Origin of the sequence: Bradyrhizobium sp. CCBAU 051011 (assembly GCF_009930815.1) — a bacterium.
Lineage (GTDB): Bacteria > Pseudomonadota > Alphaproteobacteria > Rhizobiales > Xanthobacteraceae > Bradyrhizobium.
This window is the reverse complement of the sequence record NZ_CP022222.1, coordinates 8,845,790-8,870,211: the sequence shown is the minus strand read 5'-3', so window position 1 is coordinate 8,870,211 and position 24,422 is coordinate 8,845,790. Positions and strand designations below refer to the sequence as shown.

The 24,422-nt window shown below is 63.2% G+C and carries 18 protein-coding genes and 1 pseudogene; 14 read left to right on the top strand and 5 right to left on the bottom strand.

The features are described 5' to 3' along the window. Window positions 1-2 precede the first annotated feature (2 nt). From ACH79_RS41675 to ACH79_RS41665, 3 genes are all read left to right on the top strand, one after another. Window positions 3-755 (top strand): 3-oxoacyl-ACP reductase family protein, encoded by a 753-nt coding sequence (locus ACH79_RS41675; protein WP_161855944.1) that lies wholly within the window; start codon window positions 3-5, stop codon window positions 753-755. An 84-nt stretch (window positions 756-839) separates the two neighbouring features. Beyond that, window positions 840-2,948 (top strand): molybdopterin oxidoreductase family protein, encoded by a 2,109-nt coding sequence (locus tag ACH79_RS41670; protein WP_161855943.1) that lies wholly within the window; start codon window positions 840-842, stop codon window positions 2,946-2,948. Window positions 2,949-3,018: 70 nt separating this feature from the next. Then, entirely contained in the window at window positions 3,019-3,801 is a 783-nt protein-coding gene (locus ACH79_RS41665; RefSeq protein WP_161855942.1) for an enoyl-CoA hydratase/isomerase family protein, read from the top strand. Here ACH79_RS41665 and ACH79_RS41660 read toward each other — a convergent pair whose 3' ends face one another. From ACH79_RS41660 to ACH79_RS41650, 3 genes are all read right to left on the bottom strand, one after another. Beyond that, the gene (locus ACH79_RS41660; RefSeq protein WP_161855941.1) at window positions 3,802-4,230 is read right to left on the bottom strand and encodes a heme-binding protein; all 429 of its coding nucleotides are present in this window, start codon (window positions 4,228-4,230) and stop codon (window positions 3,802-3,804) included. Between the two features lie 29 nt (window positions 4,231-4,259). Continuing rightward, window positions 4,260-7,202 (bottom strand): FAD-binding and (Fe-S)-binding domain-containing protein, encoded by a 2,943-nt coding sequence (locus ACH79_RS41655; protein ID WP_161855940.1) that lies wholly within the window; start codon window positions 7,200-7,202, stop codon window positions 4,260-4,262. A 104-nt stretch (window positions 7,203-7,306) separates the two neighbouring features. Next, window positions 7,307-8,056 (bottom strand): GntR family transcriptional regulator, encoded by a 750-nt coding sequence (locus tag ACH79_RS41650; protein ID WP_161855939.1) that lies wholly within the window; start codon window positions 8,054-8,056, stop codon window positions 7,307-7,309. Window positions 8,057-8,136: 80 nt separating this feature from the next. On the opposite strand from ACH79_RS41650, the gene ACH79_RS41645 reads away from it, so the two are divergent. From ACH79_RS41645 to ACH79_RS41630, 4 genes are all read left to right on the top strand, one after another. Continuing rightward, the gene (locus tag ACH79_RS41645) at window positions 8,137-9,378 is read left to right on the top strand and encodes an alanine--glyoxylate aminotransferase family protein (RefSeq protein WP_161855938.1); all 1,242 of its coding nucleotides are present in this window, start codon (window positions 8,137-8,139) and stop codon (window positions 9,376-9,378) included. A 138-nt stretch (window positions 9,379-9,516) separates the two neighbouring features. Next, window positions 9,517-10,716, top strand: a complete 1,200-nt coding sequence (locus ACH79_RS41640) for an alanine--glyoxylate aminotransferase family protein (protein ID WP_161855937.1) — start codon at window positions 9,517-9,519, stop codon at window positions 10,714-10,716. Window positions 10,717-10,751: 35 nt separating this feature from the next. Next, the gene (locus ACH79_RS41635) at window positions 10,752-11,549 is read left to right on the top strand and encodes an enoyl-CoA hydratase/isomerase family protein (RefSeq protein WP_161855936.1); all 798 of its coding nucleotides are present in this window, start codon (window positions 10,752-10,754) and stop codon (window positions 11,547-11,549) included. 225 nt (window positions 11,550-11,774) lie between these two features. After that, on the top strand, window positions 11,775-12,731 hold the full coding sequence (locus tag ACH79_RS41630; protein ID WP_371419495.1) for a Bug family tripartite tricarboxylate transporter substrate binding protein: 957 nt from the start codon (window positions 11,775-11,777) through the stop codon (window positions 12,729-12,731). A 7-nt stretch (window positions 12,732-12,738) separates the two neighbouring features. On the opposite strand, the gene ACH79_RS41625 is transcribed toward ACH79_RS41630, so the two are convergent. After that, window positions 12,739-13,389, bottom strand: a complete 651-nt coding sequence (locus tag ACH79_RS41625) for a class II aldolase/adducin family protein (protein ID WP_161855934.1) — start codon at window positions 13,387-13,389, stop codon at window positions 12,739-12,741. Between the two features lie 90 nt (window positions 13,390-13,479). On the opposite strand from ACH79_RS41625, the gene ACH79_RS41620 reads away from it, so the two are divergent. The 4 genes from ACH79_RS41620 to ACH79_RS41605 are packed head-to-tail and all read left to right on the top strand — an operon-like array spanning window position 13,480 to window position 17,636. Then, window positions 13,480-14,355: an S-methyl-5'-thioadenosine phosphorylase gene (locus ACH79_RS41620; RefSeq protein WP_161855933.1), complete on the top strand. Its 876-nt coding sequence runs from the start codon at window positions 13,480-13,482 to the stop codon at window positions 14,353-14,355. A gap of 41 nt (window positions 14,356-14,396) precedes the next feature. After that, window positions 14,397-15,500 (top strand): S-methyl-5-thioribose-1-phosphate isomerase, encoded by a 1,104-nt coding sequence (gene mtnA, locus ACH79_RS41615; protein WP_161855932.1) that lies wholly within the window; start codon window positions 14,397-14,399, stop codon window positions 15,498-15,500. A gap of 60 nt (window positions 15,501-15,560) precedes the next feature. After that, on the top strand, window positions 15,561-16,103 hold the full coding sequence (locus tag ACH79_RS41610; protein ID WP_161855931.1) for a tripartite tricarboxylate transporter TctB family protein: 543 nt from the start codon (window positions 15,561-15,563) through the stop codon (window positions 16,101-16,103). Between the two features lie 21 nt (window positions 16,104-16,124). Next, window positions 16,125-17,636: a tripartite tricarboxylate transporter permease gene (locus tag ACH79_RS41605; RefSeq protein WP_161855930.1), complete on the top strand. Its 1,512-nt coding sequence runs from the start codon at window positions 16,125-16,127 to the stop codon at window positions 17,634-17,636. 666 nt (window positions 17,637-18,302) lie between these two features. Here ACH79_RS41605 and ACH79_RS41600 read toward each other — a convergent pair. Beyond that, window positions 18,303-19,505, bottom strand: a complete 1,203-nt coding sequence (locus ACH79_RS41600) for a radical SAM protein (RefSeq protein WP_161855929.1) — start codon at window positions 19,503-19,505, stop codon at window positions 18,303-18,305. Window positions 19,506-20,290: 785 nt separating this feature from the next. Here ACH79_RS41600 and rfaE2 point away from each other — a divergent pair. The 3 genes and pseudogenes from rfaE2 to ACH79_RS41585 form a co-directional block, all read left to right on the top strand. Then, window positions 20,291-21,122: pseudogene (gene rfaE2 / locus ACH79_RS41595) on the top strand (D-glycero-beta-D-manno-heptose 1-phosphate adenylyltransferase); the annotation flags it as partial. 62 nt (window positions 21,123-21,184) lie between these two features. Next, entirely contained in the window at window positions 21,185-22,408 is a 1,224-nt protein-coding gene (locus tag ACH79_RS41590; RefSeq protein WP_246738344.1) for an O-antigen ligase, read from the top strand. 88 nt (window positions 22,409-22,496) lie between these two features. After that, window positions 22,497-24,413: an SDR family NAD(P)-dependent oxidoreductase gene (locus ACH79_RS41585; protein WP_161855927.1), complete on the top strand. Its 1,917-nt coding sequence runs from the start codon at window positions 22,497-22,499 to the stop codon at window positions 24,411-24,413. Window positions 24,414-24,422 lie beyond the last annotated feature (9 nt).

Sequence of the window (24,422 nt, the reverse complement as noted above, 5' to 3'; positions counted from 1 at the left end):
GGATGACAAAAGAACTTGTAGGCAAGGTCGCTATCGTCACCGGCGCAGGCCGCAACATCGGCCGCGCAATCGCTCTGACGCTGGCGGAAGGCGGCGCGTCCGTCGTGGTCAATGCACGCAGCAACCGCGTCGAGGCCGAGGCCGTAGCGCGCGAGATCGAGGCCGCAGGTGGCAAGGCGCTGGTTCATATCGGCGACGTCGCCGACCCCGGCGCCGTGCAGGCGATGGCAGATGCCGCCGTGAAGCAATTCGGCCGTATCGATATCCTCGTCAACAATGCCGCGTTGCGCCGCGAAAAGCCGTTCGCCGAGATGGACTATGCGGCGTGGCGTGAAATCCTCGACGTGACCCTCGACGGTACCTTCCACTGCGTGAAGGCCTGCCTGCCGGCGCTGCGGCAGTCCGGCGCAGGAACCATCATCAACGTCGGCGGCCTCAGCGCGCATACGGGAGCGAAGAACCGCGCGCATGTAGTGACGGCGAAGGCGGGCATCATCGGGCTAACGCGGGCGCTGGCCCATGATCTCGCCGACGACGGCATCACGGTGAACTGCGTCGTACCTGGCCTGATCGGCACGCCACGGCCGAAGGACAAGCCGGAGCCGGCGCATCATCTGACCCATCAGACCATCACCGGCAATCGGGGACTGCCGGAAGACGTCGCCGCAACCGTGCGGTTCCTGTGCGGGCCCGGGGCGCGCTACATCAACGGGCAGGCGATCCACGCCAATGGCGGCGCCTATTTGGGCGCCTGATGCATGGCTAAAGGCCGTTTTTGCTGGTGCATTGTCGGATAAAGCCCCTCGGCGACCGAAGCATTTGATGTTACCTAGAAACGCATGAACCAGCATGCCAAGGTCGATATCCGTCACTCCACCTGTCCGCACGATTGTCCGTCGGCCTGCGCGCTCGACGTCGAGGTGATCGACGGCCGCTCGATCGGCCGGGTCCGCGGCTCCAAGCTGCAAACCTACACGGCGGGCGTCGTCTGCGCCAAGGTCGCGCGCTACGCCGAGCGCATTCACCATCCTGACCGGGTGCTCTATCCGATGCGCCGCACCGGACCGAAGGGCTCGGGCCAGTTCGCGCGGATTTCCTGGGATGAGGCGCTCGACGAAATCGCCGCGCGGTTCGATCAGGCTGAGCGCGAATTCGGTGCTCAGTCGGTCTGGCCCTATTACTACGCCGGTACCATGGGGCTCGTCATGCGCGACGGCATCAACCGCCTGTCGCATGTGAAGAAGTATTCGCGTTTCTACGGCACCATCTGTGCGACCGTCGCGCGCATCGGGTTTGCCATCGGCACGGGCAAGATCGCCGGCGTCGACCCGCGCGAGATGGGTGTCTCCGATCTCGTCGTGATCTGGGGCACCAATCCGGTGAATACCCAGGTCAACGTGATGACCCATGCCTCGCGCGCCCGCAAGGAGCGCGGCGCCAAGATCGCGGCGATCGACATCTACAACAACGACACCATGAAGCAGGCCGATACCAAGATCCTGCTCCGGCCCGGCACCGACGGCGCGTTTGCCTGCGGCGTCATGCATGTGTTGTTCCGCGAGGGGTACGCGGATCGCGCCTATATGGATCGCTACACCGATTGCCCCGACGAACTCGAGGCGCATCTCAAGACCCGTACGCCGGAATGGGCTTCGAAGATCTCGGGCGTGCCGGTCGAAGAGATCGAGGCGTTCGCGCGCCTGGTCGGCCAGACCAAACGTTCGTTCTTCCGTCTCGGCTATGGCTTCACCCGTAGCCGCAACGGTGCGGCGCAGATGCATGCAGCGCTGTGCATCCCGGCGGTGACGGGAGCCTGGCAATATGAAGGTGGCGGAGCCTTCTTCAACAATGCGTCGATCTGGAAGTTCGACGAATCCATTATCGAGGGGCACGACGCGATCGACCGCACGACGCGCTGGCTCGACCAGTCACAGATCGGGCGTATCCTGACTGGCGACGCTGAAGCCTTGAAGGGCGGACCGCCGGTCAAGGCGATGCTGATCCAGAATACCAATCCGGTGACGGTGGCGCCCGAACAGGCACTCGTGCGAAAGGGCTTTGCGCGCGAAGATCTGTTCGTCGCGGTGCATGAGCAGTTCATGACCGAGACGGCCGTCATGGCCGATATCGTGCTGCCGGCGACCATGTTCATGGAACATGACGATCTCTATTACGGCGGCGGGCACCAGCATATTTCGGTTGGGCCCAAGCTGATCGATGCGCCCGGTGAGTGCCGTTCCAACCATGAAGTGTTGCAGGGCCTCGGCCGGCGCCTCAACGCCGTGCATCCCGGATTTGAGATGACGCCGCGCGAACTGATCGACGCGACGCTGAAGAAGAGCGGCCACGGCGATATCGAAACGCTGGAAGCGGATCTGTGGCGCGACATCCAGCCGGACTTTCGCACCTCTCACTATCTCGATGGCTTCGCGCACGCCGACAAGAAATTCCACTTCAAGGCTGATTGGGCGAATCCCCCAGTCGGCACTCCGGGCCTGGGCCCCTGGGCGCAGATGCCGTCGCTGCCCGACCACTGGACGATCATCGAGGAGGCGGACGAGAAGCATCCGTTCCGCCTCGCCACCTCGCCGTCGCGCAGCTATCTCAACACCAGTTTCAACGAGACGCCGGGATCGCAGGCGCGCGAGGGCGTGCCGACGGTGATGATGCACCCGGAAGATGCCTCAGCTCTCTCCATCATGGATGGCGACGCTGTGACGCTCGGCAACACGCGCGGCGAAACCACGCTGACCGCCAGGCTGTTTGACGGCGTGCGCCGCGGCGTGCTGATCGCCGAATCCATCCATCCGAACAAGGCTCATATCGGTGGCCGCGGCATCAATATGCTGACCGGTGCCGAAACGATCGCGCCGATCGGGGGCGCGGCGTTCCATGACAACAAGGTCTGGGTCAAAAAGATGGCGCCAGCTACTGCGCGCAAGAGCTAAATCGCGCTTGCAGTCCACCGTTATCCTGCCGCAAATGCTAACCAGCATTTTGCAACGAGCGAGCAGGACAATGACCGATTCAAGCAGCGTGATACGCGAAAAGCGCGGGCAGGCGTTCTGGATCACCATCAACCGGCCGGACAAGCGCAACGCCATCAATGCCGACGTCGTCGCCGGCATCGCCCGTGGTTATCGCGAAGCGCATGATGACAAGGATGTCCGTGTCATCGTGCTGACGGGGGCGGGCGACAAGGCGTTCTGCGCCGGCGCCGACCTTCAGAACAGCGGCGCAGCCTTTGCGATGGATTTTTCGCGGCCGAATGTCGACTACGCCGATCTGCTGCGCCTGTCGCAAAACGCCACCAAGCCCGCGATCGCCCGTGTGGGTGGCGCCTGCATGGCCGGCGGCATGGGCTTGTTGTGCATGATCGACATGGCCGTCGCCGCCGATCATGTGATCTTTGGTCTGCCCGAGGTGAAGGTCGGCGTGTTCCCGATGCAGGTGCTGAGCCTGTTGCAATCGATCGCGCCGAAGCGGCTGGTCAGCGAGTGGTCGCTGACCGGCGAGCCGTTCGACGCGCATACGGCGCAGGCCGCCGGACTCCTGAACTATGTGGTGCCGACGGCTGAGCTCGACGCCAAGGTCGAATGGCTGGTCAGTCGCATCGTCGACAAGTCGCCGACCGCGATCCGCCGCGGAAAATATGCGATGCGCGCGATCGCCTCGATGTCGTTCGACGAGAGCATCGCCTACACCGAGAGCCAGATCGCGCTATTGGCGATGACGGAAGATGCCAAGGAAGGCCTCAAGGCGTTCGGCGAGAAGCGCAAGCCTTCCTGGCCGGGGCGTTGATTATCCGGCGCTGGCCTTCAGCCCGGCAGCTTCGATGCCCGCGACGGCGCAGATCTCGTCATTGTCTGATGTGTCCCCGCTGACGCCGACGGCACCAAGGAGCGTGGTGCCGTCCATGATAAGCACGCCGCCGGGCACCGGCACGAGGCGTCCCTGCGCCAGCGCGTTCACGGCGCTGACGAAATAGGCCTGCTCCTGGGCGCGCTGGAACAGCGCCCGCGATCCCATGCCCATCGCGAGCGCGCCATAGGCCTTGCCGTGCGCGATCTCGGCCCGCATCAGGCTGGTGCCGTCCTGTGCGGCCGTGACCTTCACGCAGCCCCGCGCATCCAGAATGGTGATGACCAGCGGCTTCAGCTTCTTCTCGACACCCTTGGCGAGGGCGGCATCGAGAATCTTGCGGGCGAGGTCGAGGGTAAGTTCAACCATAAATCAGGTCCTTTGCGATTGAGTGGGGATTAATGCTTCACTTGCGCGCTGTCGAGGCTCATCGCGAGCACGCGGGCGACATGCAGCGCTGCACGGTTCGTGCCATCCTTGATCTGATGCCGGCACGAGGTGCCGTCGGCCACGATCAGCGAACCAGCATCGGCGCGGCGGACCGCCGGCAGCAGCGATAGCTCCGCCATCTCCATCGAGGCCTGATAGGTGTCGGCGCCGTAGCCGAAGGCGCCGGCCATGCCGCAGCAACTGGATTCGATGGTTTCGACGTTGAGCTCGGGAACGAGGCGAAGTACCTTTTCGACCGGCTTGAAGGCGCCGAATGATTTTTGATGGCAGTGGCCGTGAACCAGCGCCCTTGTTGGCATGGCGCCAAGCGGCAATTTCAAGCGGCCCGCTTCCGCCTCGCGAACCAGGAATTCCTCGAACAGCAATGCATGCGCGCTGATGCTCTTCGCCTCATTATCCGAGCGCAGCGAGAGCAGTTCGTCGCGAAGTGTGAGAAGACAGCTCGGCTCCAGCCCGATGATCGGCACGCCGCGTGCGGCGAATGGCGCGTAGGTCGTGACCAGCCGGTTCAGTTCACCCCGCGCCTGTTCGACGAGGCCCGCGGAGAGGAATGTCCGCCCGCAACATAGCGGGCGGGAGCGATCGACGGGTCTTGGAATATGCACGCGATATCCGCCTTCAACCAAAACCCGCAAGGCGGCGTCGAGATTTTCACGTTCATAAATGCGGTTGAAGGTATCGGCAAACAGCACGACCTCATGGCCATCTGCGGGGCCGAAGACCTCAGCGTCAGCCTTGAACACGTCGCGGCGGAAAGCGGGCAGGGCGCGTTTGGCGCTGATGCCGGCAAATTTCTCGAACAACGTACGCAGCAACGGGCTGCTGTTGCGCCAGTTGGCGAGCGGCGCGAAGCGTGATGCCATCTCCGCATAGCGTGGGAGATAGCCGACCAGCCGGTCGCGCAGCGAAAGGCCGTGCTTTGCCGCGCGGGCGGCCAGCACTTCGATCTTCATCTTTGCCATGTCGACGCCGGTCGGGCATTCATGGCGGCAGGCCTTGCAGGACACGCAGAGTTTCAACGTCTCCATCATCTCGTCCGAAGCCAGCGCATCCGGCCCGAGCTGGCCCGAGATCGCCAGCCGCAGCGTATTGGCGCGGCCCCGCGTGACGTCCTTCTCATTGCGGGTGGCGCGATAGGACGGGCACATCACGCCGCCCTCGAGCTTGCGGCAGGCGCCGTTGTTGTTGCACATCTCGACGGCGCCCTGAAAACCGCCGCCGGCGCCGGGATAGGCCGACCAATCCAGCGCGGTTTTCAGCTCGCCGACGCGATAATCCGGCCGATAGCGAAACAGGTTGCGGTCGTCCATCTGGGGCGGATCGACGATCTTGCCGGGATTGAGCAGGTTCTCCGGATCGAAGCGCTGCTTGATCTCGCGGAAGTCGGCGACGATGCGCGCGCCGAACATCGCTTCGTGGAATTCGGAGCGAACGAGGCCGTCGCCATGCTCGCCGGAATGCGACCCCTTGTACTCGCGTACCATCTCGAACGCCTCTTCGGCGATGGCGCGCATCGCCTTGACGTCCTTGTCGAGCTTCAGATTGAGAACGGGGCGCACATGCAGGCAGCCTTCGGAAGCATGCGCGTACATGGTGCCGCGGGTGCCGTGCTTGGCGAAGATGGCGTTGAGCCGTTCGGTATAGTCGGCGAGATGCGGCAGCGGCACGGCGCAGTCCTCGACGAAGGAGACCGGTTTGCCCTCCTGCTTCATCGACATCATGACGTTGAGGCCGGAGGTGCGGAAATCCGCGATTGCCGTCTGCGTCGCGGGTTCGATGACGTCGACCACACCGCCCCATTTGCGCTGCGGACGGCTCCAGCCGAAGCCGAGGTCTGCCATCAATTCGGAAAGCTGCTTCAGCTTTTGCAGATTGTCGGGTTGATCCTCTTCCGCAAATTCGACGATCAGCAGTGCATCCGGATCGCCGCGCACGGTCGCCTCGATCACGGGCCGGAACATCGCGATATCGCGGCCGAGTGCGATCATTGTGCGATCTACCAGCTCAACGGCGATCGGCCGCAACTTCACCAGATGCTGGGCCGCATCCATCGCCTCGTAAAAACTGCCGAAATGACAGACACCCAGCATCTTGTTGCGGATGGTGGGCCACAGCTTCAGCTCAACCTGCGTCGTGAACGCCAGCGTGCCCTCGGAGCCAACCAGGATGTGGGCCATGTTGTTCGGCGCATTGCGCGGCACCAGCGCATCGAGATTGTAGCCGCCGACGCGGCGCTGCACCTTCGGGAAACGCTCGGCGACCTCGGCGGCCTCGCGCTCGCCGAGATCAAGCATGTCGCGGAATAGGGCAAGCCCGCTCTGCGGCGAGTTCACCCGCGCGAGGTCCCGCGGCACTTCGCCGAAATGGAGCAGCGTGCCGTCAGCCAGCGCCGCATCCATCGATAGCGTGTTGTCGCGCATGGTGCCGTAGCGCAGCGAACGGCCGCCGCAGGAATTGTTGCCGGCCATGCCGCCGATGGTGGCGCGTGAGGCGGTGGAGACGTCGACCGGAAACCACAGCCCGTGCTTTTTGAGCTGGCGGTTGAGGTCGTCGAGCACGATGCCGGGCTCGACCACGCAGGTGCGATTTTCGACGTCCAGCGAGAGCAGGCGGTTCAGGTGCTTGGAGAAGTCGACGACGATGCCTTCGTTGATGGTCTGGCCGCATTGGGAAGTCCCGCCACCACGCGGGGTTACGATTCGTCCCTCGTCCCTTGCGACTGCGAGCGCCCGCAGGGCCTCGTCCATGGTCCGGGGAACCACCACGCCCAGGGGCAGGATCTGATAGAACGAGGCATCCGTCGCGTAGCGGCCGCGGCTAAATCGGTCGAACAGGACATCGCCGGTAATATTTGATCGTAGCCGGCGCTCAAGCGGTGACGCGTTCTTCATCCCAAATCCTATCGTCCAAGAGGATTACTTCGGCAATCTCTCAAGGAAACAGATGCAATTTATCTTGGGGTGGCGTCAATTGTGAATTCATAATCCATTGAGGGCTAGCCCTTTGTGGCATCGGCGATTGCCCCCTCGGACACCCCATTGAGGTGCTCGACTGCCGCGGTCCGCTTGTTGCGCAAATGTTGGAACAGGATGTCGGCCAGCTCACTGCCGGCCCGACGCCGCAGCGCATCCAGGATCGCTTCGTGCTCGCGCATGGCCTCGGTCCAGCGTTGCCGTTCGCGCGCGAAGTTGGCGGAATAACGAACGCGGCGGATCCGGCCGGCCAGGTTGGCGTAGGTGGTGCGCAAAGTCTCGTTGCGGGATGCCGCGACGATCCGTTCATGGATGCGCTGGTTGGCCTGAAAGTAATTGTGCATGTCGCGATGCAGGTAGTGGCCGTACATTTCGTAGTGCAGCCGCTCGATCTCAGCGATCTCTTCGTCGGTGACGGTCTCGCAGGCAAGTCGTCCGGCAAGGCTTTCAAGGCCGCCCATCACGTCGAAAAGCTCCTCCAGATCGCGCTGGCCGAGCTGGCGCACGCGCGCGCCGCGGTTCGGCAGTAGCTCGATCAGGCCTTCGGCGGCCAGCACCTTGAGCGCTTCGCGCAGGGGGGTGCGGGAAATTCCGAACATTTCGCAGAGCTGCCGTTCGGGAACGCGTCCGCCGTCTGGAATGTTGCCTTCGACCACATAGTCGCGAAGCCGCGACAGGATTTCCCCGTGGAGCGAGGGCTCGGCACGGTCCGAGTCGCCACTATCGGCGAGTTTGGCGATTGGCACCCCGGATTCGGGAATCGTCGATTTCATAGGCGCAACCGTAGTTTGCGGAAACACCAGCGTCGATGGCAGAATTGCATGTAAAATATCATTTACATACAGAAAAATGAATGCAAAATTGGCGTCAGGACGCGACGACGGAGGTTATCATGCGGCAAGGACGGCATTTTTTGCAGATTCCGGGACCGAGCCCTGTCCCCGATCGCGTTCTTCGGGCGATGGACATGCCGGTCATCGATCACCGCAGCGCCGAGTTCGGCCTGCTCGGGCGCACGGTGCTGGAGGGCTCCCAGAAGATTTTCCAGACCTCCGGACCGGTCGTGATTTTCCCTTCGTCGGGTACCGGCGCCTGGGAAGCTGCGATCGTCAACACGCTGTCGCCGGGCGACAAGGTGTTGATGGTGGAGACCGGCCACTTCGCCACCCTGTGGCGCCAGATGGCTGCACGGTGGGGAATTGACGTCGACTTCTTGCCCGGCGACTGGCGCCGCGGTGCGGACCCTGCGGTGATCGAAGAGAGGCTGGCGCGCGACACATCGCACGCGCTCAAGGCGGTGATGGTCGTTCACAACGAAACCTCGACCGGTGCGACCAGCCGGATCGGCGAAATCCGCGCGGCGATGGACCGGTCCGGTCATCCGGCCTTGCTGATGGTCGATACCATCTCCTCGCTCGGGTCGGTCGAGTACCGGCACGACGAATGGAAGGTCGATGTCAGCGTGAGCTGCTCGCAGAAAGGGTTCATGCTGCCGCCCGGTCTGGGCTTCAACGCGATCTCGGACAAGGCCCGTGCTGCTGCCAAGACCAACAGAATGCCGCGGTCGTATTGGGATTGGGAGGAGATGCTGAAGCCGAATGCGAACGGCTTCTTCCCGTACACCCCGGCGACCAATTTGCTTTACGGCCTGCGCGAGGCCATCGCGATGCTCCTTGAGGAGGGGCTCGACCAGGTCTTCGCGCGCCATCAGCGGTTGGCCGCGGCGACGCGTGCCGCCGTCAATCACTGGGGACTTGAGGTGCTCTGCCAGGAGCCAAAGGACTTTTCTCCTGTTCTCACCGCCGTGCTGATGCCGCCGGGGCATGACGCCGACCAGTTCCGCAAGGTCGTGCTCGACAACTACAACATGTCGCTCGGCTCCGGACTGTCGAAGGTGGCCGGCAAGGTGTTCCGCATCGGTCATCTCGGTGAGTGCAACGAACTGACCTTGCTTGCTGCGCTGACGGGCGTGGAGATGGGATTGTCAGTCGCCGGAATTCCCTATCGGGCCGGCGGCGTCGATGCCGCGATGAAGTATCTGGAGCAGCGCCCGCAAGGCAATTCCCCGGCGCATCTCAAGGTCGTCGGCAGCTAGTCGGCAGCTCGCGCCTGCCCTCGCTTCTCCAGCCCTGCTTCTTGTGCATTGACGTGCGGCGTCCGGCGGGCGACAAGCCCGCCAAATGGTGATATTCGAGCGGCTCGAAACGCCAGGCCTAGACCGGGAAGGACGCCCATGACTGTGCATACTGGACGGCATTTTCTGCAGATTCCGGGCCCGACCAACGTGCCGGACCGGGTGCTGCGGGCCATGGATATGCCGACCATGGACCACCGGGGTCCCGAGTTCGCCGAGGTTGGTTATGCCGCTCTGGCGGCCATGCAGCGGGTGTTTCGGACCAAGCAGCCGGTGATCATCTACCCGTCGTCCGGCACCGGCGCATGGGAGGCGGCTCTCGTCAACACCCTGCAGCCCGGCGACAAGGTGCTGATGGCGGAGACCGGGCAGTTTGCCGTGCTGTGGCACGGTATCGCCGAGAAGTTCAAGCTCGAAGTTGATTTCCTGCCCGGTGACTGGCGTCACGGCGCCGACCTTGAGCAGATCGAGGCGCGGCTGTCGGCCGACAAGGCGCACAACATCAAGGCCGTGTGCGTGGTCCACAACGAGACCTCGACCGGCTGCGTCACCCATCCGCAGGAAGTTCGCAAGATTCTCGACCGCGTCAATCATCCCGCGCTCTTGATGGTCGACACCATCTCGGGTCTCGGCTCGTTGGAATATGAGCACGATGCCTGGGGCATCGACGTCTCGGTCGCCGGTTCGCAGAAAGGTCTGATGCTGCCGCCGGGCCTCGGCTTCAATGCCGTGTCGGAAAAGGCGCTCGCGGTTGCGAAAGCGAACCCCGCCATGCGTTCCTATTGGGACTGGCAGGAAGTCATCGCCATCAACAAGGCCGGCACCTGGCCCTACACGCCGGCAACGAACCTGCTGTTCGGTTTGCGCGAGGCGGTCAAGATGCTCGAGGAGGAGGGGCTGGAGAACGTCTTCGCCCGCCACAAGCGCCACAGCGCCGCCACGCGCGCGGCCATCAAGGTCTGGGGCCTCGAAACGCAATGTCAGGAGCAGGGCGCACACTCGCCCGCGCTGACCGGCGTCGTCATGCCGGAAGGCCATGACGCCGATAATTTCCGAAAGGTCGTGCTCGAAAACTTCGACATGTCGCTCGGCACCGGCCTGAACAAGATCAAGGGCAAGGTGTTCCGGATCGGCCATATCGGGCATTTCAACGATCTGATGCTGATGGGCACGCTGTCGGGCGTCGAGATGGGCCTCGATCTCGCCAAGGTGCCGCATCGCGGCGGGGGCGTATTGGCGGCGATGGAAGTGCTGAAGGGGCGTGACGTCGTCGCGATGCCGAAGGCCGCCGTCGCCTGATATCGTTTGACCGAAACAAAACAGAGAGAGCTGCGATGAACGCTCCGGTAGCTTCGACCGAAGACCTGATCTATTCCGTCGAGGACGGGATCGCCCGCCTGACGTTCAACCGTCCGCAGGCGCGCAACGCGCTGACCTTTGCCATGTACGAGCAAATGGCTGTTATCTGCGAGACCGTCAACAATGATCGCTCGATCAAGGCGATGATCCTGACCGGCGCCGGCGACAAGGCGTTCGCGTCGGGCACCGATATCTCGCAGTTCCGCGCCTTCAAGACCGCGCAGGATGCGCTTGACTATGAAGCGCGGATCGACCGCGTGCTCGGCGCGCTGGAAGCATGCCGGGTGCCGACCATTGCGGCGATTGCCGGCGCCTGCACCGGCGGCGGCGCCGGCATCGCGGCGTGCTGCGACATCCGCATCGGCACCGAGACGACGCGCATGGGTTTTCCGATCGCGCGCACGCTCGGCAATTGCCTGTCGATGTCCAACATTTCCCGGCTCGTTTCGCTGGTAGGTCCGGCGCGGACCAAGGACCTGATCTTCAAGGCGCGGCTGGTCGAGGCTCCCGAGGCGCTGGCGCTCGGGCTGCTCAACGAAGTGGTGCCCGATGTCGAGACCCTGCAGCGCCGCGCCGATGAGACCGCAAAGCTCGTCGCGAGCCATGCGCCGATCACGCTCGAGGTCACCAAGGAAGCGGTGCGCCGCATCCGGCGGACTCTGACGCGCGACGAAGGCGAGGACCTGATCCTGCGCGCCTATATGAGCGAGGATTTCCGCCAGGGCATGGACGCGTTCCTCAACAAGCGCTCGCCGAACTGGAAGGGCAAGTAGCCTTCGCTGTCGTGTGAGTGGCTCCATGAAGGCGCGGGCCATCCCCGCGCCTTTTTGCGTATGTCGCATACTCATGCGAAAGTCATACGCAGTAAGGTTGCCGGTCGGCTTGAACTCGCCCGCTTTACCCCGCACAATGGCGCAGCGGGAAGTGCCTATTTGTCTAAATACAACAATTACATAGGGATGAAACTCGTGGGACATATCCTGAAAGTCGCGGCCGCTATGGCGGCCATGATCGCAACCGCCCCGGCGCTTGCCGCCTGGGAGCCGACCAAGCCGGTCGAAATCGTGGTCGCAGCCGGTGCCGGCGGCGCTTCCGACCAGATGGCGCGCATGATGCAGGCGGCGATCCAGAAGAACAATCTGATGAAGCAGCCGATGGTGGTGTCGCTCAAGGGCGGGGCGTCCGGCGCCGAGGCGCTGATGTACATGAAGTCCAGCGACGGCGACCCCAACAAGGTGCTGATCGCCTATTCGCTGATCTACATGCTGCCGCTGTCGGCCAAAATCCCGTTCAACTGGCGTGACCTGACGCCGGTGTCGGTGGTCGCCCTCGATCAGTTCGTGCTGTGGGACAATGCCGAGGGTCCCAAGACGGTGAAGGACTTCATCGCTGCCGCCAAGGCGGCGAGCTCGCCGTTCAAGATGGGCGGCACCGGATCCAAGCGCGAGGATCACGTACTCACTGTGTTCATGGAGCAGAAGACCGGCGCGAAATTCTCCTATCTGCCCTACAAGTCCGGCGGCGAGGCGGCGACGCAGCTCGTCGGCAAGCACACCGAATCCAACGTCAATAATCCATCCGAAAATCTCGAAGTCTGGCGCGCCGGTCAGGTCCGCGCGCTGTGCGTGTTCGACAAGGAGCGGATCTCCTACAAGACCAAGGTCACGGAGACGCAATCCTGGAACGACATCCCGACCTGCAAGGAGGAGGGGCTCGACGTGCAGTATCTGATGCTGCGCGCGATGTTCCTGCCCGGCAAGGTGACGCCGGACCAGCAGGCGTTCTATGTCGACCTGTTCCAGAAGGTGACGCAGACGCCGGAGTACAAGGACTATATGGAGAAGCAGGCGCTGAAGCCGATCTTCCTCACCGGCAAGGACATGCTGAAATTCCTCGAGGAGGACGACAAGCTCAACACCTCGCTGATGAACGAAGCGGGCTTCGTCGCGAAGTAGCGCATTGCTACTCCTCCGCGTGGCCGTATCCGGCCATGCGGAGGCGTACCTTCTCGATTTCCTCCTTTGAGAGGAGTGGCGGCGGGCCGATCTGCAGGCAGCCGTGATATTGGCGCGCCAGCGTCTCGACCTCGACCGCCAGCCACATCGCCTTTGAGAGCGACGGCCCGACCGCGATCATGCCGTGATGCTCGAGCAGGCAGGCCAGCCGTCCCTCCAGCGCGCGCACGGCGTGTTCTGACAGCTCCTGGGTGCCGAAGGTCGCATAGGGCGCGCAGCGGATGGTGTCGCCACCGGCGACGGCGACCATGTAGTGCACGGGCGGAATCTCCATGCCCATGATCGCCAGCATGGTCGAGTAGGGCGGATGGGCGTGGACGATCGCCTGTACCTCCGGGCGGGCCTTGAGGATGTCGCGGTGAAAGCGCCATTCGCTCGACGGCCGTTGCGAGGGATCGTGATTGCCGTCGAGATGCATGTAAACGATCTGGTCGGGCTTCATTGCCTCGTAGGGGGTGCTGGTGGGCGTGATCAGCATGCCATCGCCATGGCGCAGGCTGATATTGCCTGACGTTCCCTGGTTGATGCCGAGCGCATTCATGCGCAGGCAGGCGTCGATGATCGACTGGCGTTTGTCCCGGTCCTTGGTGGTCGGCATGTCAAGCCCTCTTGAAGGGGGTGGACAATGCTTGATTATTGCGTCGCAGTATAGTCGAACATCCCTGTGAACTGCTGATCGGGAGAAGTCATGACGCGCGCCGTGCTTGGCATCATCGGCGGATCCGGCATCTACGACCTGCCGGGGCTGGAAGACGTCCGCGAGGAGACCGTCGAGAGCCCCTGGGGCGAGCCGTCCGCACCGCTGACGCGCGGTGTCATCGCCGGGCTTCCGATCGTGTTTCTGCCGCGGCACGGCAAGGGACACGTGCTGTCGCCCTCCGACATCAACTACCGCGCCAATATCGACGTGTTGAAGCGGGCGGGGGTTACCGACCTGGTTTCGCTCTCGGCCTGCGGCTCGTTCAAGGAGGAGCTGGCGCCCGGCACTTTCGTGCTGGTCGATCAGTTCGTCGACCGCACCTACAAGCGCGAGACTTCGTTCTTCGGCAAGGGCTGCGTGGCCCACGTCTCGATGGCCCATCCGGTGTCGCCGCGGCTGCACGTGCATCTGGCCGCAGCCGCCAAGGCCGAAGGCATCGCGGCGGTGCAGGGCGGCACCTATGTGTGCATGGAAGGGCCGCAGTTCTCCAGCCTCGCCGAGAGCCTGACCTACAAGGCGCAAGGCTATGCTGTGATCGGCATGACCAACATGCCCGAGGCCAAGCTCGCGCGCGAGGCCGAGATCTGCTACGCCAGCGTGGCGATGGTCACCGATTACGATTGCTGGCATCCGCATCATGACGCCGTCACCGTGCAGGATATCATTCGCGTGCTGAACTCGAATGCCGGCAAGGCCAAGGCGCTGGTCGCGCGTCTTGCCAGGGATTTCCCGCGTGAGCATGAGCCCTGTCCCGTTGGATCGGACAAGGCGCTCGACACCGCCTTGATCACGGCGCCGGAAGCACGCGATGCCAAATTGCTCGCCAAGCTCGATGCGGTGGCGGGCAGGGTGCTCCGGTCGTGAGGATGTCTCCCAGCGGGCGCGCGACGCGAAGGGCGTAGGACATGAAGGTCGACGGCCGGCATTTTCGCAGTATCTGGCTCGAGGACGATGGCTGGACCGTCGGCGCGATCGACCAGCGCCGGCTGCCGCATGAATTCGTGGTGGCGCGCATCACCAACGCCGAGGACGCGACCGAGGCCATCCGTTCCATGCTGGTGCGCGGCGCGCCGCTGATCGGCGCGACGGCGGCCTTTGGCGTGGCGCTTGCCATGCGGGCCGATGCTTCCGATGCGGCGCTCGATCGCGCCTACACTATGCTGCTGGCGGCCCGGCCGACCGCGATCAACCTGAAATGGGCGCTCGATGAGATGGCGCGCCTGCTGCGCCCGTTGCCGGCATCGGAGCGGGTCGCGGCTGCCTACCGGCGGGCGGTCGAAATCGCCGACGAGGATGTTGCGATCAATCAGGGGATCGGCCGGCATGGTCTGGCGCTGATCGAACAGATCGCCGCGGGCAAGCGGCCGGGCGAGGTAGTCAACGTCCTGACCCATTGCAACGCCGGCTGGCTCGCCACAGTCGACTGGGGCACGGCGACGGCGCCGATCTATCTGGCGCATGATCGCGGCGTGAAGGTCCATGTCTGGGTCGACGAAACACGTCCGCGCAATCAGGGGGCTTCGCTGACCGCCTGGGAACTCGGCCACCACGGCGTCCCGCACACGGTGATCCCCGACAACACCGGCGGTCATCTGATGCAGCACCGCATGGTCGATCTGGCGATCGTCGGCACTGACCGGGTGGCGGCCAATGGCGATGTCTGCAACAAGATCGGGACCTATCTGAAGGCGCTTGCCGCGCACGACAACGGCGTGCCGTTCTATGTTGCACTGCCGTCGCCGACCATCGACTTTAGTATCGACGACGGTCTCAGGCAGATCCCGATCGAGCAGCGCAGCGCCGACGAAGTGACGACCATGTCCGGCCGCACCGCGGACGGGCGCGTTGAGACCGTACGCGTGGTTCCCGACGGCTCGCCGGTGGCCAATTACGCCTTCGACGTCACGCCGGCACGGCTGGTTACGGGGCTGATCACCGAGCGCGGACTGCTGCGTCCCGATCGTGCTGCACTTGCGAGCGCATTCCCGGAGCGCAGCGCCGGACATTGACGCCAGCGGCGTCGGCACGTATCCCCGTTTGCGTCTGCCGCATCGGGGGTCACCGTCTCCATGTCCAATACCGACATCGAAATCGTCGTCGAGGATCCGACCGCGCCGGAGGCCAACTCGCCTCAAGTGGTGAGCGTTCGCGTCGTTGACGTGGTCGTCTCGCTGCTGCTGCTCGCACTCGCAATCACGCTCGGTCTTGACAACTGGCGCGCTGGAGCTGGTTGGGAATCCACCGGTCCGCAGCCCGGCTATTTCCCGTTCTACCTTTCGATCATCCTCGGTGGCGCCAGTCTCTACGGGTTGGTCGCCGCGTTCCTGTCGCGCACGGAGGCCACTGAAAGCTTCGTGACGCGGGCGCAGCTTCGCCGCGTGATGGCGGTGTTCGTGCCGACGATTCTGTTCTGCCTCGCCACGCAATTTCTCGGGCTCTATGTTGCGAGCTTCCTGTTGATCTCCGGCTTCATGTATTTCGTCGGCAAGATCGCGTGGTGGAAGTCGCTGCTCACCGCCTTTGTTTTCACCGCCGCGATGTTCGTGACCTTCGATGTCGCCTTCGATGTCATCATGCCCAAGGGCCCGCTCGAAGCGGCGCTCGGCCGCTAACGAGGCGATGGGACTAACGCCATGGAAGCCATCGGCCTCTTGATGCACGGTTTTGCCGTGCTGCTGACCTGGAAGACGCTGCTGTTGATGATGACCGGCCTCGTGCTCGGCATTTTCGTCGGCGTGCTGCCCGGCCTCGGCGGCCCCAACGGCGTCGCCATCTTGCTGCCGCTGACGTTCTCGATGGATCCGACGTCGGCGATCGTGATGCTGTCCTGCATCTATTGGGGCGCGCTGTTCGGCGGCGCCATCACCTCGATCCTGTTCAATATCCCGGGCGAGGCGTGGTCGGTCGCGACCACCTTCGACGGTTATCCGATGGCGCAACAGGGCAGGGCGGCTGAAGCGCTTACGGCGGCCTTCACCTCGTCCTTCATCGGCTCGCTGGTCGCGGTGATGCTGATCACCTTCCTTGCGCCGATGATCTCCTCGTTCGCGCTGAGGTTCGGGCCGCCGGAATTTTTCTCGGTTTACCTGCTCACCTTCTGCTCCTTTGTCGGGCTCGGCCGCGAGGCCAAGCACAAGACTGTCATTTCGATGTCGCTCGGCCTGCTGCTCGCCGGTATCGGCATGGATACCGTGTCCGGCCAGTTGCGCATGACGTTCGGTTCGGCCGAGCTGCTCCGCGGCGTCAACTTCCTCGTTGCAGTCATCGGCCTGTTCGGCATCAGCGAAATCCTGCTCACGATGGAGGAGCGCCTCGCGCTGCGCGGCCATGCCGCCGGCATCTCCCTGCGCGTCGTGCTGTCGGTGTGGAAGGACCTGCCGAAATACTGGGTGACGCTGCTTCGTTCCTCGTTCATCGGCTGCTGGCTCGGCATCACGCCGGGCGGCGCGATCGCCGCATCGTTCATGGGCTACAACCTTGCCAAGCGTTTCTCCAAGGACCCGGACAGCTTTGGCAAGGGTCGCATCGAGGGCGTGTTCGCGCCGGAGACGGCCGCGCACGCCTCCGGCACCGCGGCGCTGCTGCCGATGCTGGCGCTCGGTATTCCCGGCTCCGGCACCGCGGCGATCCTGCTCGGCGGCTTGATGGTGTGGGGCCTCAACCCCGGTCCATTGCTGTTCGTCGAGCACAAGGATTTCGTCTGGGGCCTGATCGCGTCGATGTATCTTGGCAATGTCGTCGGCCTCGTGCTGGTGCTGACGACGGTGCCGATCTTTGCCTCCATCCTGCGGGTGCCGTTCGCCGCGGTGGCGCCGATGATCGTGGTGTCCTGCGCGATCGGCGCCTTTGCGATCCAGAATGCGATGTTCGACATCTGGCTGATGCTGGGCTTTGGCGTCGTCGGTTACGTCTTCAAGAAGATCGGCATTCCCTTGGCGCCGTTCACGCTGGCGCTGGTGCTCGGCAACCGCGCCGAGGACGCGTTCCGCCTGTCGATGATCGGCTCCGGCGGCGACATGAAGGTGTTCTGGTCGAATGGCCTGGTCGGTTCGATCACGACGCTGGCGATCATCTTGCTGTTCTGGCCGATCATCGACAAGGCGTTCAGCGGCATCTCGCGCATGTTGCGGCCGGCGAAGGCGTAGGCACAGGCGTTTGACGCGAGACGGATCGTCATCCCCGCGCATGCGGGGATCCAGTACGCCGCGGCTTGTCGGTTCAATCACTGACGTCTCTGGAATACTGGGTCGCCCGGTCAAGCCGTGCGATGACAACGGAGTATGAGGTCGCATTCTCGCGGCACGTTCTGCCCGAGGTTTGCATCTTCTTTGCCCACCTGAAGATCAGAGGGCGCAGGGAAGACCGGGTGCTTGCTGCACCCGAGGTCTCGTGTGCCGTTGCGCATAGCAAGAAACGCACACGAGCATACAGGTACAGCGGGGCATCCCGGCCTTCCCTGCGCAATGGCTTTACGGCTTACTTCGTGCTCTTCCCGGAGAACGGCTCTTTTGCCTCCGTCGCTTCACGAGACAACTCGTGAAACTTAACGCCAGCACCGCGGCGTCCGAACCACACGACTTCGCCGTACGCCTCACGTCACGTACGTCGTCGTGACATCAGCGTCCATCGCATCTCACCGCACGTTCGTGACGATCGCGAAGCGCCCCTCATCTGCCGTGAGACGGGCGCAGTTATGCGACTGATTTGGGTAGGAACGAAAGCGGAATATTTTTGATTTCCATGCTTGACACGATTTCTGGAAATCAGAAATGATTTGCCCGTCGTGCCCTGACGCGCAAGAGGCGCGCCCGTCAAACCTCCAATCGAGTGCCTGGCAACGACTCTCGCAGATTGATGCGTTCCCCACCAGGCTTGCTGACGTAAAGATGGCTTTCCAATACGGATTGCATGTTCTCAAACATCGAATAGAGGTCGTCGCAATAGACCGACGGATTGTCGTAACCATTCTGCCGGGAAAAACGATGCGGAAGATAGCCTCCGCCGCAGGCGTTCATGAACTTGCACTGTAGGCACTTTTCGCAAAGATGGATTGAAGCATCGCGCGCGGCTTTCCAGCGACTCTCGTTTCTGACGTCGTCGATGGCATGATCGAAGATGTTGAACCTGGTCTGCGTGAATCCGTCGCCCGCAATCCGCAACACATCGTGAGCCTCCACGGTGCCATCGGTCATGACGGTGCAAAGTTCGACGGGCTTGTGGCCCACGCCCTCGGTGGGCGAATTGTTGCCGAGCAGGGCGGTGATCATGTCCGAAATGATCCGGATATTGGTTGTCGGCGCACTGCGATTGGCCGCCAGCCACACGTCGAGCAGACCATTATAGAACGAGGCGATGGATGCCGGCTTCTCATCCACCGTCGCATCGGGGATCATGATGTCATAGCTTGATATCCCGCATGCTGCGAAGAACTCGACATACTGTGCCGGCGGGTAGGCGGGATTGCAGACGGCCAACGCCATTACGCCAATGTCGCGCGATACCAGCATGCGGGCGGCACGTTCCACTGCGGCGTGGGTGCCTGTGCCTCGAAACGTGCGGCGGTGAATGTCGTGAATATGTTCTGGTCCATCAAGGCTGATCGCAACCGAGATGTTGCGCGTCTCGAAGCAGTCCAGCCATTCCTCGTCGATCAGTATGCCGTTGGTTGTGACCGCGATGGGTATTTCGCAGCCTGTTCGTGATGAAATGTCTTCACAGGCCTCGGCAAAACGGTGGAAATTCTCAACGCGCCACAACAAGGGCTCGCCGCCGTGCAGAACGATCGGAAAATCGACCAGGGAGTTGCTCGCGACATGCTGTTCGATGCGCTGCAATAATTGATGCAGCACGTGGCTGCTCATCAGCTTCGGCTTGTCGTAGACAGCCGCGTCGCGGAACCAATAGCAATAGGAGCAATCAATGTTGCATCTCGTCGCCACCTTGACCAGCAACTGGGTGATCGGCTGGTCTTGAAAGGCAGCAGAATCCGAAGAATCTGAATCGTCAGCCGACATGCCGGCACCGAAATGGGCTGGATGAAATGATTACCAGTCTTCGACTGGTCTAGTATCCTCGGACAAATCCGCCTCTGCGGAACGCGCCCACACCCGGAGCATATCCGGCCCTGCGAAAGGCGCCTGCACGCGCCCCTTTGGCAAATGCCCCTCGTCTGAAGGCAATTTCGGTAGCCACAGGGTCGGTACCCTGGCCGCGCAGGTCACTCAGCAACGCGTCGATGCCTTGATGATCGCTCTGTATTGTTGCGCCTGGCCCGTGCAGTTGTAGGAGGCCCGCCAAAACCTTCAGCGTCGTTATCGCCATGGTTATGCTCCTCTTTTCGCGAAGCAGCCGAGGGATCGAACGAAAGGCTAGTGTTCAACCGGTAGAGTAGGGAGACAGTATGCCTCCTTTATTGTAGCCGAAATGTGGTGGGCCGGGGCGACTGCTTCTGGCGCAAAGCGAGCTGCCTTCCCCATCCGCGCTGGGCGAGTTCAAGTTCTCGCAGCGTCACGTGAATGTTGCGGCCAGCGAAGGCGTCGCCGGGCGGACAGTCGTTCCGCCATCGCTCTTCAGCGGATAGTCGTCGATTCGCTCCTCGCACCCGGCGAGGCTGTGGAACCCTTCCCGATTATCCCGTCATGATCGCTGGCATGCACGCCAGAGATAAGATATCAGCGGACTCGGGACGCCCTACGAATCCGCCCGCTTTTGCGCAGCCGACCATTGGAATGACGCCTCTTTCGCAACTGACCCGTCGCAATTTCCTGATCGCAACGCAAGATGCGTTGGCGACCGCAATGCCGATACCGACCAGAACATCGCCGAGGCTGCGCAGGACGCGAATGTATCTCGCGGATTGCGAGGCGATGCTGGTGACGCAAAGCGAGCACGGCATGACGCTGGTGGTGCGCGCCGGCGAGGCGATCCACGTGCCGGCGCTGCCGGTCAAGGTGCGCGACGTCTCCGGCCCGGGCGATACGGTCGCCGCGGCGCTGGCGCTGACGCTTGCCGCCAGGGCGGACTGGGAGACGGCGCTGCGGATGGCGAATGCGGCGGCTGCTGTTGCGGTCGGCAAGAAGGGCACCGCTACCGTGACGCCGGCGGAACTGCGACGGAAAATTCTCCCGCATGCTTCGCTGGCGGCGGAGGAAAAGATCGTGCCTGCCGGCGGCGATCTCGATGCGCCTCTCTCGGACTGGCGAAGGCAGGGGCTGCGCATCGGCTTCACCAATGGCTGCTTCGACATTCTGCATCCCGGCCGCGTCAAGGTGCTGACGGCCACGCGCGGCGCCTGCGACCGGCTGATCGTCGGCCTCAACAGCGATGCCTCGGTGAGGCGGCTGAAGGGCGAGGGACGGCCCGTGCAGGACGAGCGGGCACGGGCCGAAGTGCTGGCAGCGCTGGAGGCGGTCGATCTCGTCGCGATCTTCGAGGAAGACACGCCGATCGAATTGATTGCGAAGGTGAGGCCGAGCGTGCTGGTCAAGGGCGGCGACTACACGCGCGAGCAGGTCGTCGGCCACGAGATCGTCGAGGCCGCCGGTGGCGAGGTCGTCCTCGTCGACATTCTGCCGGGCCACAGCACAACGTCGCGGGTCGGCCGTGCGAGGGGAGGCGGGGCGTGGGCGTAAGTGCGGTGCCTGTACCGAAGCCACGGATACGGGGGGATTGGCGCGACCAAGCAACGCGGATGATGGTCGCGGATGTTTTCGCGATTCTGGCGGTACTGACGCTGCCGTGGTCGACCAGCCTGCCGGGAATTTTCGTGTCCTGTTGGCTCGGCGCCCTGGCGTGGGTGACGGACTGGCGGGCGTTCGCGCAATTGCTGAAGCAACCGATCTGCTATTTGCCGCTTGGCTTCGCCGGTCTTGCCGCCGTCGGAACGCTCTGGTCGGACGCGCCGTGGGGCGCGCGTCTCTACGCCGTAGGTCCCACTCTCAAGCTTCTGGTGTTGCCCGGCTTGTTCTATCATTTCGAGCGCTCGTCGCGCGGAATGTGGGTCTTTATTGCGTTCCTGGTTTCGTGCACATTGCTGATGCTAGTGTCCTGGATCGTCCTGATCGAGCCAAGCCTATCGCTGAAGCCTGCCGAGCAGGCAGAGCGCGGTATCTTCGTCAAGAATTATATCGACCAGAGCCAGGAATTCGCGCTTTGCGCGGTGGCGCTGGCCTACCCGATCGTCCGTCTCTTGCAAACGAACAGGCGGTGGCTGGCGCTGATGCTGGCTGTGATCTCGTTCGGCTTCCTCGTCAACATGTCTTTTGTGATCGTTTCGCGCACGGCGATGGTCACGATCCCGGTCATGATCGCAGTATTCGCACTGCTTCACCTAAAATGGCGAGCTAGCCTGATGATCTTCTGCGGATTAGTCGTCCTGACGGGACTGGCTTTTGCCGTGTCGCCACTCCTGCAGCGGAAGGCGGCGGCTATCGTCAGCGACTACCAACTGTACAAGCAAGACAATCTGGTTACATCGGTCGGGCTGAGGCTGGAATATTGGCGGAAGTCTCTGCAGTTCTTTGCTGCCTCGCCGGTCGTCGGTAACGGGACGGGCGCCACGCTCGGGCTATTCCAGAGGGCCGCCAGCGGCGGGGCGGATCGCGCCACGGCCCAGGTCATTGGCAATCCTCATAACCAGACGCTAGCCGTTGCGGTTCAGTGGGGTGCCGCCGGGATAATCGTGCTGTATGCGATGTGGTTTGCGCATCTGCGACTGTTCCGCGGCGAGGGTCTCGTGGCCTGGGTCGGACTGTTGGTCGTGGTGCAAAACATCTTCACCTCGATATTCAATTCACACATCTTCGATTTCCACGAAGGTTGGATGTATGTGCTCGGCGTTGGAGTGGCCGGCGGTATGGTGCTCCAAGCCAGATCCCGTGGCGAGGCGGGGGAACCTTCCGAAATTGTCCGGCTGTGATCGCTGGCATGCGCGCCGGAGATAAGATATCAGCGGGCGAGGGGACGCACCTCGCGAATCCCGATCGTTCCCGCAGCCGGCCATTGGAATGACGCCTCTTTCGCAACTAACCCGCCGCAATTTCCTGATCGCAGCGCATGATGCGCTGGCGACGGCGCTTGCGCTGCTGGCAAGCTTCTACCTGCGCTTCGAGGGCGGCGAGGCCTTCTACGCCCGCTTGCCGCTGTTGCTGCGCATCCTGCCGCTGTTCGTCATCTTCAGCGTGGTGATCTGTTACGTCTTCAACCTGACGACGACGAAATGGCGTTTCATTTCGCTTCCCGACGCGCTGAACATCCTGCGCGTGGCGAGCGTTCTGGCGGTCGCGCTGATCGTGCTGGACTATGCGTTCATCTTCGGGGCATCGAGCAGCAAGGCGCCGGTGCTGTTCGGCCGCATCACCATCGTTCTCTACTGGTTTCTCCAGATATTCGCGCTGAGCGCCCTCCGTTTCGGCTACCGCTATTTCCGCTACACACGCGTTCGCCGCCATGCCCGGACCGAAGGCGCCTCAGTGACCCTTTTGATCGGCCGCGCCGCCGACGCGGAGGTGCTGCTGCGCGCGATCGAGAGCGGCGCCGTCAAGCAACTCTGGCCGGTCGGCGTGCTGTCGCCGTCGGCCGCAGACCGCGGGCAGTCGATCCGCAACGTGCCGGTGCTCGGCGGCATCGATGACGTCGAGGACGTGATCCGCGACTATGCCGGCCGCGGAAAGCCGATTGCGCGGCTCGTCATGACGCCGTCGGCGTTCGAGCCCGAGGCGCATCCCGAAGCGGTGCTGATGCGCGCCAAGCGGCTCGGCCTGTTCGTCAGCCGGCTGCCGTCGCTCGAAAGCGGCGACGTGCCGAGGCTGACCAACGTCGCCGTCGAAGACCTCCTGCTGCGGCCGAGCGAGAAGATCGATTACGCGCGGCTTGAAACGCTGGTGAAGGGCAAGGCGGTGATCGTCACCGGCGGCGGCGGCTCGATCGGTTCGGAGATATGCGACCGCGTCGCGACCTTCGGCGCCGCGCGGCTGTTGGTGATCGAACATTCGGAACCGGCGCTTTATGCGGTGACGGAGGCGCTGACGGCGCGCGCGGCCAGTGCCGTGGTCGAAGGCCGGATCGCCGATATCCGCGATCGCGACCGGATCATGAGCCTGATGCGGGAATTCAAGCCCGACATCGTGTTCCATGCCGCCGCGCTGAAGCATGTGCCAATTCTGGAGCGCGACTGGAGCGAGGGCGTCAAGACCAACATTTTCGGATCGGTCAACGTCGCCGACGCGGCGAAGGCGGCGGGCGCGACCGCGATGGTGATGATCTCGACCGACAAGGCGATCGAGCCGGTCTCCATGCTCGGCCTGACCAAGCGTTTTGCCGAAATGTATTGCCAGGCGCTCGACCATGACCTGATGACGCAATCGGCGGGCAAGCCGCACATGCGCCTGATCTCGGTGCGGTTCGGCAACGTGCTGGCTTCGAACGGATCGGTGGTGCCGAAATTCAAGGCGCAGATCGAGGCCGGCGGCCCGGTCACCGTGACGCATCCGGACATGGTCCGCTACTTCATGACCATCCGCGAAGCCTGCGATCTCGTGCTAACCGCGGCAACGCATGCGCTGACACCGGCACGGCCCGACGTCTCGGTCTACGTCCTCAACATGGGCCAGCCGGTCAAAATCGTGGAGCTTGCCGAGCGGATGATCCGCCTGTCCGGCCTCGAACCCGGCATCGATGTCGAGGTGGTGTTCACCGGCATGCGGCCGGGCGAGCGGCTGAACGAGATCCTGTTCGCCAGCGAGGAGCCGACGGTGGAGATCGGAGTCGCCGGCATCATGGCCGCCAAGCCCAACGAGCCGCCGATGCAGACCCTGCGCAAATGGATCGCGGCGCTGGAGGATGCGATTGCGCGGGATGACCGCTCCACCATCCGCGCGGTGCTCAAGGACGCCGTGCCCGAGTTCGGCTCGAACGCCGCCTGATCTTTTTTT

Coding starts and splice junctions, on each gene's coding strand:
- ACH79_RS41675 (WP_161855944.1), top strand. CDS start 3: ATGACAAAAGAACTTGTAGGCAAGGTCGCTATCGTCACCGGCGCAGGC.
- ACH79_RS41670 (WP_161855943.1), top strand. CDS start 840: ATGAACCAGCATGCCAAGGTCGATATCCGTCACTCCACCTGTCCGCAC.
- ACH79_RS41665 (WP_161855942.1), top strand. CDS start 3,019: ATGACCGATTCAAGCAGCGTGATACGCGAAAAGCGCGGGCAGGCGTTC.
- ACH79_RS41660 (WP_161855941.1), bottom strand. CDS start 4,230: ATGGTTGAACTTACCCTCGACCTCGCCCGCAAGATTCTCGATGCCGCC.
- ACH79_RS41655 (WP_161855940.1), bottom strand. CDS start 7,202: ATGAAGAACGCGTCACCGCTTGAGCGCCGGCTACGATCAAATATTACC.
- ACH79_RS41650 (WP_161855939.1), bottom strand. CDS start 8,056: ATGAAATCGACGATTCCCGAATCCGGGGTGCCAATCGCCAAACTCGCC.
- ACH79_RS41645 (WP_161855938.1), top strand. CDS start 8,137: ATGCAAAATTGGCGTCAGGACGCGACGACGGAGGTTATCATGCGGCAA.
- ACH79_RS41640 (WP_161855937.1), top strand. CDS start 9,517: ATGACTGTGCATACTGGACGGCATTTTCTGCAGATTCCGGGCCCGACC.
- ACH79_RS41635 (WP_161855936.1), top strand. CDS start 10,752: ATGAACGCTCCGGTAGCTTCGACCGAAGACCTGATCTATTCCGTCGAG.
- ACH79_RS41630 (WP_371419495.1), top strand. CDS start 11,775: ATGGCGGCCATGATCGCAACCGCCCCGGCGCTTGCCGCCTGGGAGCCG.
- ACH79_RS41625 (WP_161855934.1), bottom strand. CDS start 13,389: ATGCCGACCACCAAGGACCGGGACAAACGCCAGTCGATCATCGACGCC.
- ACH79_RS41620 (WP_161855933.1), top strand. CDS start 13,480: ATGACGCGCGCCGTGCTTGGCATCATCGGCGGATCCGGCATCTACGAC.
- mtnA (WP_161855932.1), top strand. CDS start 14,397: ATGAAGGTCGACGGCCGGCATTTTCGCAGTATCTGGCTCGAGGACGAT.
- ACH79_RS41610 (WP_161855931.1), top strand. CDS start 15,561: ATGTCCAATACCGACATCGAAATCGTCGTCGAGGATCCGACCGCGCCG.
- ACH79_RS41605 (WP_161855930.1), top strand. CDS start 16,125: ATGGAAGCCATCGGCCTCTTGATGCACGGTTTTGCCGTGCTGCTGACC.
- ACH79_RS41600 (WP_161855929.1), bottom strand. CDS start 19,505: ATGTCGGCTGACGATTCAGATTCTTCGGATTCTGCTGCCTTTCAAGAC.
- ACH79_RS41590 (WP_246738344.1), top strand. CDS start 21,185: ATGGTCGCGGATGTTTTCGCGATTCTGGCGGTACTGACGCTGCCGTGG.
- ACH79_RS41585 (WP_161855927.1), top strand. CDS start 22,497: ATGACGCCTCTTTCGCAACTAACCCGCCGCAATTTCCTGATCGCAGCG.